The organism is Nocardia sienata NBRC 100364 (assembly GCF_001613205.1).
Classification (GTDB): domain Bacteria; phylum Actinomycetota; class Actinomycetes; order Mycobacteriales; family Mycobacteriaceae; genus Nocardia; species Nocardia sienata.
In genome coordinates, this window is the sequence record NZ_BDBX01000048.1 from 32678 (window position 1) to 46476 (window position 13799).

The 13799-nt window shown below is 66.2% G+C and carries 7 protein-coding genes; 2 read left to right on the plus strand and 5 right to left on the minus strand.

Annotation, left to right across the window (positions count from 1 at the left end; all coding sequences use genetic code 11):
- Nucleotides 1-85 precede the first annotated feature (85 nt).
- The 4 genes from NS4_RS31680 to NS4_RS24040 form a co-directional block, all read right to left on the minus strand.
- Complete coding sequence (locus tag NS4_RS31680; protein WP_157106205.1) at nucleotides 86-8020, minus strand: toxin glutamine deamidase domain-containing protein; 7935 nt, start codon at nucleotides 8018-8020, stop codon at nucleotides 86-88.
- Entirely contained in the window at nucleotides 8020-8334 is a 315-nt protein-coding gene (locus NS4_RS24030) for a type VII secretion target (protein ID WP_063061772.1), read from the minus strand. The genes NS4_RS31680 and NS4_RS24030 overlap by 1 nt, the downstream gene beginning before the upstream one ends.
- 113 nt (nucleotides 8335-8447) lie before the next feature.
- Nucleotides 8448-8972 (minus strand): YbaB/EbfC family nucleoid-associated protein, encoded by a 525-nt coding sequence (locus tag NS4_RS24035; RefSeq protein ID WP_063061773.1) that lies wholly within the window; start codon nucleotides 8970-8972, stop codon nucleotides 8448-8450.
- A 212-nt stretch (nucleotides 8973-9184) separates the two neighbouring features.
- Nucleotides 9185-10069: an alpha/beta hydrolase gene (locus NS4_RS24040; RefSeq protein WP_063061774.1), complete on the minus strand. Its 885-nt coding sequence runs from the start codon at nucleotides 10067-10069 to the stop codon at nucleotides 9185-9187.
- Between the two features lie 36 nt (nucleotides 10070-10105).
- Between NS4_RS24040 and glmS the strand changes: the two genes are divergently transcribed.
- On the plus strand, nucleotides 10106-11989 hold the full coding sequence (gene glmS / locus NS4_RS24045; protein ID WP_063061775.1) for a glutamine--fructose-6-phosphate transaminase (isomerizing): 1884 nt from the start codon (nucleotides 10106-10108) through the stop codon (nucleotides 11987-11989).
- A gap of 33 nt (nucleotides 11990-12022) precedes the next feature.
- On the opposite strand, the gene NS4_RS24050 is transcribed toward glmS, so the two are convergent.
- Nucleotides 12023-12427, minus strand: coding sequence for a cupredoxin domain-containing protein (locus NS4_RS24050; RefSeq protein ID WP_063061776.1), 405 nt, complete (start codon nucleotides 12425-12427; stop codon nucleotides 12023-12025).
- Nucleotides 12428-12483: 56 nt separating this feature from the next.
- Between NS4_RS24050 and NS4_RS24055 the strand changes: the two genes are divergently transcribed.
- On the plus strand, nucleotides 12484-13799 hold a 1316-nt coding region (locus NS4_RS24055; RefSeq protein ID WP_063061781.1), incomplete at its 3' end, for a bifunctional ADP-dependent NAD(P)H-hydrate dehydratase/NAD(P)H-hydrate epimerase.

Here is a 13799-nt window from a genome sequence, read left to right on the forward strand (position 1 = left end):
TCACCGCCTGAACGAATCCGAATTGAACTGCTGGGCGTCGCTTGGTCGCAGATGTTCTTGCCATCATGACGAAGTTGTCCGGTTGTCAGCGATCACCACGCTCCAGTCCCCGTTCCCGGTTGCGCGCATCCAACTCCCTGGCTCGCTTTACTCGGAGGTCTTCGGGGGTGGGGGCTCGGCGAACCGCCTCAACAGGGTCCCTGGCTTGACCCAAGTCCATGAGGTGTCGACTCAAAGCGACTTCGGGCGGTACGCCACGCCCGATCAGCTTCGCGACTTCCGCGTAGCGGCGAGTCGGAGAATCGTATTCGACCGCCATCGGCCCTTTGCCCGGCTGGTGATACATGAGTGCTCGTTTCTCTCGATCCACGCCGACCGGGTCCTGGTCGCGAACCAGCTGATAAGCAACGGGGTCCAGCGTACGTGACCTTTCCGGTGTAATTTCGAGGCCCCTCACCGAGCCGACCAACCTGTTGTGCTCGGCTCGTACGTTCTCTCGGTCTACCAGCTCTCGCACTTTTCCGTAGTCGCGGTCACGTTCGGACTCCAATATTCGGGCGATGTGACCTGCTTGTTCCGCATTGAAACCAATGGATTCGAGCGCCCGCGCCTCGATACCGCGTTCATATTCGACAGCGCGCTGTAGCTGGTCGCCCAGTTCGCGTACGCGTTGGGGCTCCGGTTCCAGACCTCGGGCAAGAGATTGCTCGATCTCCCGCCTCTGGTTGAGGGCGTAATCAAGAAACTGTGCGCGAGCTCGCGCGTCCGGTTCGCGTGCTTCCGAAGCCATTACCACCGCTTGCGAGATCACCTGCCGTTCGAAGGCCCCTCGCGTCGACTCCAGCGTTCTGCAGTCGGAATCCAGGGCTCTGGCGACCAATTGGCGATGCGCGGGTTCCAGTTCCAGCTTGATCAGTTCGCGGCTATTCGAATCCCGTTCGTTCCGGACGACCTGATCGATGGCTTCTATCTCTCGTAATAAACCCTGGATATCCGGAGTCCTGCCCTCGGACCGCGTCACCTCCAAATCGCCTGCTTTTGTCACGGTGTCGGCCGCGAACCGTACGAACTCGTTCCGGCCGGGATCGGACTCGTGTATCCGCTGTACAGCAGACTCGACCAGGTCCTGTTCGAGGATTCTGCATTGAATCGAAACCTCGCTGTTCCGGTCCAGGACATCCAATTCCAGCCGCTGTTCGACGATTTCCGTCAGTTCTCCGAGCTCCAAGCCGCGCACCACGGCCATTCGGATCTCGGATTCGAGCTTGTTGGCGGCCGCAATTCGCTCCGTCGCGGAGGTCAATTTTGAACTGACCTCGGAAAGCGAGCCTCCGCGGATCAGAGCGTCGCGTGCTTGCTCGAGGGCTTGGCGTGCATGGGTGACCTCGAGGGCGGCCTGAACGGCTCTTGCATCCGCCAGCCAGTTGGCATCGGCAAGTTGCCGTGCAAGGTCGACAATTTCTCGATCGTATGGGCCGAGTCCGTCGAGTAGCCGGGCGGTTCTGTCCAAGTTTTGTTGTGCCAGCTCGCGATGAAGCTCGGCTGTTCGCTCGGATATGGTTCGTGTTCGCTCATCCGTACCCGATAGCTCGAGATTCTTCTCGAGCTCGCGTGCGATCTCGAGCTTACGTACAGCCTGTTCCCTGGCATGGTCGGTGGTTTCGAGAACGGGTAGCTCGGGACCGGAATCGAGCGTGCTTCCCGGAACCACCAGCGAGACGGTTTCGATGTTCAGCTCGGGGTATTGCCGGGAAATTTCTTTTGCTGCGACCTTCAAGGGTTTGGAGATATCGTGGGTCGACTTTATTATTCCGCTGAGCGCAGCGTTGGCGAAGGTTGCCGCTTGACTATTGTACGCGCTACGGTCCGCAATGATTCGCTCGGCAAGTTCCCGGATTTCGGAGCGCGTGAGATTCTTCAACTGCAACGGCGTCGCGGGCGTATCGTCGGTCGCCCTGGCGGCTGCTCGCCCGTCGTATCTCTCGACTAGTAGCGCATTGAACCGATCGCGTTCGATGAATACGGCGAAGTCGACATCATTTGCCTCCGGAGTGCGCAATGAAGAACCTTGGATGAAGGCATTGTATTCGCTGAGTCCGGCATTATCGAGAGCTCTGTGAAAATCTCGAGTGAATCTATTGAAATGATCGGCTCCTTCGAATTTATAAGGATAACCTCTTTCGGAGACGGTATTGACCCACGCCTCCATCTGGCGCGCCAAATTGCCGGCTTCGATCGGTTTTGCGATGCGCGAACCGGTTTGTATGAGATTTACTACTTCTCTGTCGCTCAGGCCGAGATTCCGCCCGTGTGCGATCAATGTGTCAAGTTCTCGACCGGTGTAGGTGAGTTGGAAACCTTCCGGTTGCTGACTGATCCTTTGCCGGATTTCCTCGGCGATCGACCGATGGCTGCTCGGCAGTCCGTCGGCTGTACGCACCGTTTCGTTGTGCCGGGTCGCAGGTTCTGCCTGGGTACGCGGTCGTTCCGACGGATCGGTACGGGGCGTGTCAGCGTCCGGACGACCCGATTCGTTCGGGCGGGCAGAGTCCAGCGCTTCGGGATCCGGCCCTCGGGGAGGTGATGATCGGTCACTGGAGTCCGAACGCCCCGACACCCGATCGGGACTCGGCGGTTCGGTATCCGAACTTCGGGCGGCCCCCGCCGTGGTCGGCGGTAAGGGAGCTAGTCCTCGAAGGTCCCCCGTTCCGGCCAGGCTCCGTCCGTGCTGTTGCGGTGTTGCGCCCATGCCGCCGCGAGAGTCGCGAGTGTTTCCGTCGGACGGTATTCGAGTGTCTGCTTGTTGATCAGCACGGAGTATTCCTTGCTGTGCGGGGGCGTGGCCCGAGACGAGGCTTTCAGCAGATATTCGATCTCCAGGGCGTCCTCCCGTATCAGTTCGAGGGACACCTGCCACAACTTCGGATGTATCTGTCTGCCTCGCGGGGCCCGGCCCGTTCGTTTCGCTTCGGAGTAGTCGTCCCCGATCATTCGGGCCGACCAACTCGGATACTCGATCACTGTTCCGGACTCCGAGTCGACCACCAGTTTCGTTTGACCGAGATCCATCCCGGCCGCGGTCTCCTGTGATGTCGGGATCGGAGAACATACCCATCCGTGCTCGGTCGGCGAGATCCGGAACTCCCGGCCTGGATCGAACACCTGGGCCAAGTGGGTTTTCACTTGCTCCGGGGTGTGGAACGGTGCGGGCATCATTTGCTCCTAGCGGAGATGGAATAGGGCTGAACCACAGCGCGGCGGTATCGGCGATCACGTTCGCGGGCGGACGATGGGATGCCACGCCTGATTGGGGGTCCCACCACACCGGGCCCTCGGCGCCGAGCGGATAGACGACCAGAGAAGCATGATTGCCGTCCAGGACGGGTGTACCGTCCGGATTGTATCGGAGTTGCCCCGTGTCAGGATCGCGAGCATGCCACTGGTGGACGACGAACGCCGCGGATCCCGGTCCGAGGCGGGCGATTCCGTCGTGCAGTGCACGGTACTGCTCGAGGACGGTGCGACCGCTGTTGGCGTCGGTCTGCAGATCCTGGCGGAGCCACGCGGCCGCGCGCAGAAGGCCGTTTTCCTCGCCGACACGTACATCGTCCCGGCCACCTGGCGGTGGCGGGTCCGGCCAGCGCGGTGCGGACACCACAGGGCGGCCGAAGAATGCGGACAGGGCGGAAAGACAGCAATCGACACAGTTGTTGTTGCGGCCTCGAACCGTGGGTCCGCCGTCGTTGATCAGACCGCCGTAGGGATTGACGCGAGGGTCCGCCGCGACCAGGAATCGGTTGCCATCGCGCAGCGCGTTCTCGACGGCCATCTGGTACTCCGGACGTTCGACACCGCTCAGATGCCCGGTGCCGTATACGCGCCCGGCAGAGGGATCGGCGAAAGGCGCACGCGTATTGGCTGCGGCGAGGTCGTTGCTGAGCCTCTGCAGGTCCGCGGTGGTCGGCGATGGTGCGCCGGGTTCGGCAGGGGGAAGGCCGAGCTGCCGGCGCAAGTGTTCGAGAAGGGTGTCCGGGGTGGCGTCGGGATGCCACGTGTTCGGGCCCCGGTAAACCGTGTCGACAGTTATGTGAAGATCCGCCGCCGAAGGGTCGTTCGTGTATACGACGTCGAGGAGAAGCCAGTCGCCCCCGACCAGCCGTTGCCCATTGTTGAACGAGCGGTCGGCGACAGTCTGTGCGGCGTCCAGGACCCGGTGTACCGCGGCAGGGGAAATGTGTGGCGCAGCGTTCACGTGAACACGAATCGTGGGGACCGTGAACCACTGGCCGGGCCGGTCACCGGAGATGCGCCGAACCTGGTACGCGGGGCCGGACCTCGGACGTGCGGCCGGTGTCACTGGTGTAATTCGGCCGCCTTCAGGTGCGCGCTGCCGACAGGCTTCACGGAAAGCGCGTGTCGGATCCGCCGGGCGGTGATTATGGGGAGAGGCGTCGCGCGGAGCGCTGCGCACCGGCGTGTCGGATTGCCTGCCATGATCTGCCGGGGTTATCGCCTCATTCCTCGGCGCGGGGGTGTGTGCCGTCGGCGCCGGTTGCCGGGCGGGTGCCAGGTGTCCCGGTGCGTGCGCGGGGGCGTCGGGTGCGCGCTGGGCGAGGATCGGGGGGTTGCTTTCGGGCGCGCGGTAGGCCGGGTCCAGGCCGGCATCCGGCCACCGGGGTGGTGATTCTCGGCTCGGCGAGTTGGTGTCGGGGCCGGAATTCGCGACCGGAGAACGCACGTCGAGCGGCTGTGGCTGATGGTCCGGTGACGCATTCCAAATGTTGTCGTCGCGCGGTGGTGTGGTGTCGGTTGGGTGCGGTTGTTGGGCTGGACCGGCGTTCCAGATGTTGTCCCGTGGTGGCGGCGACCCATCGTGTGGCGGCGTGAAGTTCGGGTGGTCGTTGTAGCGGAAACCGGGGTTGTACACCGGCGGTAGCACAGTGGCGCTGACTATCCGGCCGGTTCCGTCGAAAACGATATGCCGGGGCCAGACCCGATACACGACCTCGGAGGAGAGGCCGCCCGGAGCGAGTACCTCGGCTTCGCGGTGCCCACTGGGCTCTCTGCGATCACGGAAGGAGGCTTCGGTGTCGAGGCCGTACGGATGATAGGCCTCGTACATATAACGGACCTGTCGGTACAGCCCGTTGGGCAACCTTTCGAGACCGGGCATTTCGGTGGTGACTGCGTCCTCGCGCATTATCGCGTGCTCTGGACTGCGGGAGAACGAAACCGCTCCGCCGCCGTTGAATGCAGAACCGATATGGGCGCCCATATTGGGATTGCCGGGATTGCGGCAGTGGAAGCCGTCGGAGTCGAATATCTGCTCCGGCCCGCGGCTATCCATGCGGAACAGCGCGTTCTCCGGCCGCAGAAACGCATCGTCGGCGGTGAGGTCACGCCACATCCCGCCGCCGTCGCCCTCGGTGTTCAGAAAGAGATTGTCGACATCGACCGGATCGACCGAATCGGAAAGCGCTTCCGTGGGAATGTCACGTGTGAGATGTGGGGGAAGTTCATTGTCGGGGCAGCCCGGTTCGAAAGAATCGGGCAGCATGCTCTGGTAGTCATGGACTCTGCCACCGTTATCGTAATTGTGTTGGATGACATCGTTCAGGTATGTCTCACTGAGCGTGTCCGGCCGCTGCAGCGGGTCGGCGATGGGCAGCGCTTGCCGCTTGTAGATCTGCCAGTTCTGATCGATTCTGAGAGCACCGACCTGCAGGCCATTCCAGACCTGGTCAGGGGTTGAGTCGTTCGCGTGGGCGAAGTCTTCGATCGCTCTGGTGAGGTTCGCCCTGGTGAGGGTGTCCCTGTCGGCCTTGCGCCTGACTTCGCTCCAGTCCATGGGCGCCCTGGACTGCGGTTGTTCTGATCGCGCGTTGTCGCCGAGCGAGGATCGGTGGTTCGGAGCATCGGTGTCTCGCGGCGTAGTGTCGTCGTCCGGTGGCCGCTCGGAATTGCGGTCGCCGTCGCGGTCCGGACCGGCAGTGCCGGGATTTCGGTGCGTCGGCGCCGGGCCGGACGGCGGTCGAGACTCCGGCGCGCGTGTCCCCGGTGGGGGTGCCGCAGTCGGGGCCGTCGCTGTGTGTCCCGGTTGTTCGCTTCGAGGCGTCCCGGCGAGCGGAGCGTGCGAGATATTTCCGCCGCCCGGGCGCTCTGAAGATGCGTGAGGCCGTCCGGAATCGGTTCGCTCCGAGGCTACCCAGGATGTTTCGTTCCGGTTCGGCCTCGGACTCGAAGGCCTGCTTCCACCTGCCGCTTCCTGGGGCGGTAGCGGTGTGCGCGGGCGATCGGCGGCGGTATTGTCACGGTTCGGACCATCCTGACGAGCTGGGCTTCGGTTCTCGAGGCCGAGGGTCTCCGGGGTGCGCGCCGAAGGAGTGCCGGGCGACGGATCCGCGACTGTGCGGGGTGCCCCTGGTTGTCCGGTGTCTATCGGGGACGAGGATACGTCGGGTCCCTGTCTGCCGTCGGGCGTAGGCGTCGCGGGGGCGCCCGTGGTGACGGCGCCGGCGAGAGGCGCGGAGGAGGGTGAACTCGTCGGCGCGTCCGCGGTCGAAGTTGCGGTAGCACTGGTGGTGGACGCGGAGGCCGGGTTGCCCGTCGGCGTGCCGGCAGCGTCCGGGGCGGGTGTGGCGCCGAGGTCGGGTGGTTGCGCTGTATTCGGTGTGGCCGGCCCTGACTCGGTCGCGGGGCCGTTGTCGGATGGATCGGGTGACAGGTTGAGGCTGCTGCCCGGTGGCAGTTCATCGGGTCGGGTGGGCGCGGGCGTATCCGATGCGGGTGCCGCGGTGTCGGATGGTGGCCCGGTATCGAGCTCTGAACTCGGCCCACCTTGCGGGCTGCTACTCGGCTCGCCCGGTTGGCTGCTCGATGCCGTCGCGCCCGGATCGGGACTGGCGTTCGGTGCCTGGTTGTCACCGGGTACCTGCTCGGAGTCCCGGGCAGGGTCGCCGCCGGCCGGTGGGGTACTGGGCGAATCGCCGGATGCCGCGGTGTCCGGGGGGGCCGGCTGGGGTGAATCTCCGGTACTCGGTGCTATGGATTCGCCGTCAAGAGCGAGGTCTGGAGCAGCGCCGAGGTCAGGGGCGGATTGACTCCTGTTGTGCAGGTGTGTGCCAAGTGTCATTGCGCCGTTGTCGGCGGCGCTGCCGACTGCGCCGGAAGTGAAGGTCTCCAACGTCAGGTCGCCACCGACAGATACGGTTCCGGCGACATTGCCGGCGACCCCTGCAGCGCTCTCTATGCCGAGATCGGCGGCCACCCGGCCGAGAGGGGAAGTGGCACGATTCGCCAGTGGCGCACCGAGCGCGTTGGAACCGAGGCCGCCGCCTACCGCGCCTCCGATACCGCCGGCTTTTGCACTGTCCCACAGTGCCTTCCAGTCATCGCCGTCCAGGCTCTGCCGGTCGCGCCGCGCAATCTGGATCAGGTGGGGCGCCAGTTCGGTGGCGGTTCCCTCGAGAACTCCCCACTTGGCGCCCTTCAAGGCCACTCGCCCGACTGCGCGAGCTGTCGTATTCGTTATCACACGTTCGATCAGCGCGCGGATGGCCATGCGTATACCCGCCTGCGTAGCTACCTTTGCCGCTGCCCCGGCTGCTGCCCCGACACCGGTCCACGCTGTTGCCAAGGCTATAGTCAGTTCCGCGGCAAGCAGGACCATCGACGCGATGATCACCATCTTGGTGTGCTCGATGTCGAGCGCTGTATCGTCGAGATCGCGACTCAGGGATTCGCAGTAGGCGACCAACATCGGTAACGCGCTATCGTCTCCGCCCCCCACCTTGCCCCAGTGCTCGGCGAGGGCAGTGTGCGTTTGTCCCTGGTCGAGCGCCGCGAGCACATCCCGCATCACGAGGGCCGCATCATCGCCGCTCTCGTCGAGCGCTGTCGCCATATCCTTCCACGCGGTGGCGACTCGACGCATCGCCGTCTCGTCGCCCTCTGGCCAATCACCGGCACCAACAACATATTTGGCTACCCACTGCAAAGCGCCCGGAATTTCGATTCCCATCAGGGTGCCGTCGTGCCCAGATCTTCGGCGGTTGCATCATCCTGGGCCTGCAGCGAATCGGCTACGGCCGTCAGATCTGTTTCGTACTTGCCGAACACGTCACGCAATCCCTGAATGGCCTTCTGTCCTTCAACTTCACCGGGTTTGTAGTTCATGCTGAACCCTTGTCCGATCTGGTCGGCGCCCCAGCACTCGCCTTCGGCGTCGATGACACCACGCAAACGCTCTGCGGCGGCCGTCACCTTGTCGGCCACAGCGCCGAATCGAGGGGCTGCGGCGCGTAGCGCGGCCGGATCGGCGTGCAGATCATCCACTGAGAGTCCTTCCGTGTGCCCTCGTTCTTGTACTTCGGGACCGAGCCGAATCCACCGTCTGCAGCGGACCGGGCGATACCGGGCGTGCATCCGGACTCGGCATCGGGGCGCGCTTATCGGTCAGGGTTCAGATACGAGCGATTGCGGTAGTACTGGTCGTCGTCTTCCTCGATCGGCTCGGAGAGGGCTTCCGGAGGTTCGGTCGCCGGGAGGCCGGAGATACTCGCGAACAATTCTCGGACGCTGGGGGCGCCGGGGATCAGCTCGGGCAGGTCGGGTACCTCGGCGGACATTGCCTGGAGTGGTGCGATGGCATGCTGCGCGGCCTCGCCGGCCCGGCGGGCGGCGGTCTGCACTGCCTCGAGGGTCGAGCGGGCGAGCTTGTCCGGGGTAGAGCGTTTGAATGCCATTGGATCGAAGTGCACGCCGAACGGTATCCCGGCGGCATTGCTGTCGACCCTGACCAGATTATCGGGGGACCACACGGTCACCGTGGTGGAGGCGAGGCGTGACCGCACTTCTTCCAGCCGCTCACGCTGCTGGTCGAAGCTACTCAGTAACTCATCGAGCTCGACTCGCAGCAGGTCGTTGCGCACCTGCTTCTCGTCTTCGTTCACCTTGGATACCCTCTTCCGCATTCAGGCCGATGTAGGTTCTGACGTATCGGCCCGATAAGCGGTTCCATCCGAACGCGATTCAGATTTCACCACCATCGAGAAGTTCGGGCAAACGGTGGACGACAGTCTCGGACGGCCGCATGACACAGCTCGCGCCAGCGCCTGTTCGGCCAGCCGGGAGCCCGGAACAACCGTGACGATCGACCGGCGATAGGGCAGTCTTCGGCGCGGCGTTACTTACGCAGCGACCGGACCAGTTTGCCCACCGCCGCCGGGTCCGGCGTCGCCGCGGCCCGCCGGTTCTCCTCGTGTTCCAGCAGGGCGGCCGCCGGATCGATCACGTGCGTGTGCTTGATCGAGGTCTCCGGGTCGGCGAGCGGCTTGTAGGTCTTGTCGCCGAGCAGGGTGTGCAGCAGGTACCCGGTGAGTAGTGCGCGGGTGGCGCGTGAGGTTTTCTCCTCGTGCTTGCCGCCGCCGAGTGCGGCCAGCAGGCGGCGGCCCTCGGCGAGTCCGTTGTGGCCCGCGCCGTCGAGAGTGCGCAGGATCACCGGGCCACCCCAGGCGGCGGCGAGGGGGACCGCGTCGGAGATCGGTGAATCGATATCGCTCACACCGGCCAGGATCAGGGCCGGGGTGTCGAGCTCACCGGCCACCGAGGTGGCGGCCGGAGCGGTGGGTGCCGGGAAGAGGGGAGCCACCGCGGCCACCCGGCGCTGGGCGGCGGCGAGTACGGCCGCGCCCGCGCCCATCCCGTGGCCGGCCAGGGCCAGGCGTTCGGGGTGCACGGTGACGGTGCCGTCACCCAGCCGGACGCCGGTGCAGATATCGAGAGTGGTGAGCAGGTCGGTGGCGAGGTTCAGGTGGGAGGGCAGCGGGCCGCGCTCGGTATCGGGGGCGGCTGCCACGATGCCCCACGAGGCGAGGTGTTCGAGCAGCGTGCGGTAGTTGCCGGCGCCGTTCAGCCAGCCGTGGCCGAACGCGACCGCGGGTAGATCGCGGCCGGTCTCGGGCGTGTACACCACCCCGGGCTGACCCGCGATGGCAAGATTGCCGCGGAGCACCCGGTGCGGGCCGCGGCTGGTCAGAGTGCTCAGAAGTGATTTCACAGACGCCGACACGACGAGAACGTTAGCCGATAAGTAGGCTGGGGAGCCATGTGCGGAATCGTGGGGTACGTCGGGTACCGGGACGCGTTGGGCGTCGTCGTCGCTGCCTTGCGCCGCATGGAGTACCGAGGTTACGACTCGGCGGGTGTGGCGATTCTCGACGGCGCCGGTGGCGTGGCGGTCGAGCGGCGCGCCGGGCGGCTGAGCAATCTGGAAGCGGCATTGGCCACCGCGGGCCCGGACGAGTTCGCCGGCAGCACCGGTATGGGACATACCCGGTGGGCCACCCACGGCGCGCCGACCGACCGCAACGCCCATCCGCACCAGGATGTGAGCGGCAAGGTCGCGGTCGTGCACAACGGCATCATCGAGAACTTCGCCCAGCTGCGGCGTGAACTCGAGGACGCCGGTGTGGAACTGCGCAGCGAGACCGATACCGAGGTCGCCGTGCACCTGGTCGCCCGGGCCTATGCCGCGGGCCCGACCGCGGGCGACTTCGAAGCCAGCACGCTTTCGGTACTCCGGCGGCTCGAGGGTGCGTTCACGCTGGTGTTCACGCATGCCGACCACCCGGGAAAGATCATCGCGGCGCGTCATTCGACTCCGCTGGTCGTCGGTGTGGGCGAGAACGAGATGTTCATCGCCTCCGACTTGACCGCGTTCATCGAACACACCCGCGAGGCGGTCGAACTCGGCGAGGGCCAGGCCGTGGTGATCACCGCCGACGGCTACCGTGTCACCGACTTCGACGGTGCCACCGACGGGGTGAGCACCCGGCCGTTCACCATCGACTGGGATCTGGCCGCCGCCGAGAAGGGCGGTCACGACTACTTCATGCTCAAGGAGATCGACGAGCAGCCCGGCGCGGTCGCCGATACGCTCATCGGTCACTTCGATCAGACGCCCGGCCGGGACGGCCGGATCGTGCTGGACGAGCAGCGCCTCTCCGATCAGGAGTTGCGCGATGTGGAGAAGGTTTTCGTGGTGGCCTGCGGTAGCGCCTACCACTCCGGCCTGGTCGCCAAGTACGCCATCGAGCACTGGACCCGGCTGCCGGTGGAAGTGGAGCTGGCCAGCGAGTTCCGCTACCGGGACCCGGTGCTGGACCGCTCGACCCTGGTGGTGGCGGTCTCCCAGTCCGGTGAGACGGCCGACACACTGGAAGCCGTGCGGCACGCCAAGAGCCAGAAGGCCCGGGTGCTGGCGGTCTGCAATACCAACGGCGCGCAGATCCCGCGCGAATCCGACGCGGTGCTCTACACCCGGGCCGGACCGGAGATCGGGGTCGCCTCCACCAAGGCGTTCCTCGCGCAGGTGACGGCGAACCTGCTGGTCGGCCTGGCGCTGGCGCAGGCGCGCGGTACCAAGTACCCCGACGAGGTGGCGCGTGAGTTCGCCGAGTTGGAGGCCATGCCGAAGCTGGTGGACCGGGTGCTGGAAACGGCTCCGCAGGTGCGGGCGATCGCCCGGGAACTCGCGCGCGAACGCACCATCCTGTTCCTCGGCCGCCATGTCGGATACCCGGTGGCGCTCGAGGGTGCGCTCAAGCTCAAGGAACTGGCGTACATGCACGCGGAGGGTTTCGCCGCGGGTGAGCTCAAGCACGGTCCGATCGCGCTGATCGAGGGTGGGCTGCCGGTGATCGTGGTCATGCCTTCGCCCAAGGGGCGCGCGGTGCTGCACTCCAAACTGCTGAGCAATATCCGGGAAATCCAGGCCCGCGGGGCGCGCACGATCGTGATCGCCGAGGAGGGCGACGATCTGGTGCGCCCGTTCGCCGACGATCTGATCGAGATTCCGTCCGCACCGACCCTGTACCAGCCGCTGCTGTCGACGGTGCCGCTGCAGATCTTCGCCGCCGAGGTGGCGCAGGCCCGCGGCTACGACGTGGACAAACCGCGGAACCTGGCGAAGTCCGTCACCGTGGAATAGCCGACGGGGTGACCGGTGCGCCGGTTACCCCGTCTACTCCTCGACCGTGATGGTGCCGCGCATATCCGGGTGGATCGGGCACAGGTAGCGGTATTCGCCCGGCTGGGTGAAGGTGTGACTCCAATCGCCCACCTCGAACAACGGGCTGTTGATGCTCATCGCCTTGTCGCCGATGCCCTGTACCCCGTGTGGCAGGTCGCCGTCGAAATGCCAGGACACCGTATCGCCGGCGGAGATGGTGATATCGGCCGGCGAGAAGTGATCGTCCTCGACCTCGACGGTGACGGTGGCCTCCGGGTTGTGCTGTGAATGTGTGCCGGGGGTATCGGTTTTCGTTGCCTCTTCCGTCGAATCACCGGAGCCGCAGCCGGACAGCAGTGCCGTGACGAGGGCGAATCCGGCGGCCGGGACGAATACGGCGCGGTGAACTCTGGACATGGAGGTCAGCGTAGTCTGCTGGCATCGCTGCCCGTCCGACCACGGAGGTGTGTTCGGTGACCCAGCCGCTCGGCTATTACACCGCCGACGAGGTGCGCCTCGCCGAGGCCGAACTGTTCACCAGAGTTCCCGACGGTGTGCCCATGCGCCGCGCCGCGTACGGGCTGGCCACGGTGGTCGCGGCCGAGTTGCGGGCGCGCAGCGGCGGGGTCGCGGGGCGGACGGTGGCATTGCTGGTGGGCTCGGGCGACAACGGCGGCGACGCGCTGTGGGCGGGGATGACGTTGCGCCGGAGGGGCGTCGCGGTGACCGCGGTACTGCTGAATCCGGCGCGGGCGCATCCGGCGGGTCTGGCGGCGCTGCGTCGCGTCGGCGGACGGGTGTGCGTCGACCCGGTGGCGGCGGTCGCGGAAATCGCCGACGCCGATCTGGTGATCGACGGGATCGTCGGCATCTCCGGTCGTGGTCCGCTGCGCCCGGATGCGGCGAGAATCGTTGCGGGCGTGAAGGTTCCGATCATCGCGGCCGATCTGCCCAGTGGGGTCGACCCGGATACCGGTGCGGTGTCCGGGCCCGCGGTCCGGGCGGCGGTCACCGTCACCTTCGGCGCCCGCAAGCCGGTGCACGCGCTGGCCGCGGACCGGTGCGGCCGGATCGAGCTGGTACCCATCGGTTTACGGCTGCCCGAACCCGGTCTGGCCGCGTTGGATCCCGCTGGGGTGGGTGCGGCCTGGCCGGTCCCGGGAGCCGCGGACGACAAGTACACGCAGGGTGTCACCGGGGTGCAGGCCGGCAGCGCGACCTACCCGGGCGCGGCCGTGCTCTGTACAGGCGCGGCGGTGGCCGCGACCTCCGGGATGGTGCGTTACGCGGGTACCGCCGCATCCGCGGTGCTCGCGCAGTATCCGGAGGTGATCGCGGTATCCGATCCGGCGGACGCGGGCCGGGTGCAGTCCTGGGTCTTCGGGCCGGGCTCCGGGACCGACCCCGGCGCGCGCGATCGCCTCGCCGAGATCCTGGCCACCGACCTGCCGGTCGTCGTCGATGCCGACGGTCTGACCCTGCTGGCGAGCGAACCGGAGTTGGTCCGGGGTCGCCGGCCCCCCACTGTGCTGACCCCGCACGCCGGTGAGTTCCGCCGGCTCACCGGTGCGGAGCCGGCGCCCGACCGGGTGGCCGCGGTCCGGGAGTTCGCCGAATCGTGGCAGGTCACTGTGCTGCTGAAAGGCCGGGCGACCCTGGTCGCCGCCCCGGGGCGGCAGGTGCTCGTCAACGAGGCCGGCGGTTCCTGGGCCGCCACCGCCGGTGCCGGTGACGTGCTCTCCGGGGTGATCGGGGCGCTGCTCGCCGCAGGTCACGACCCGCTCCCGGC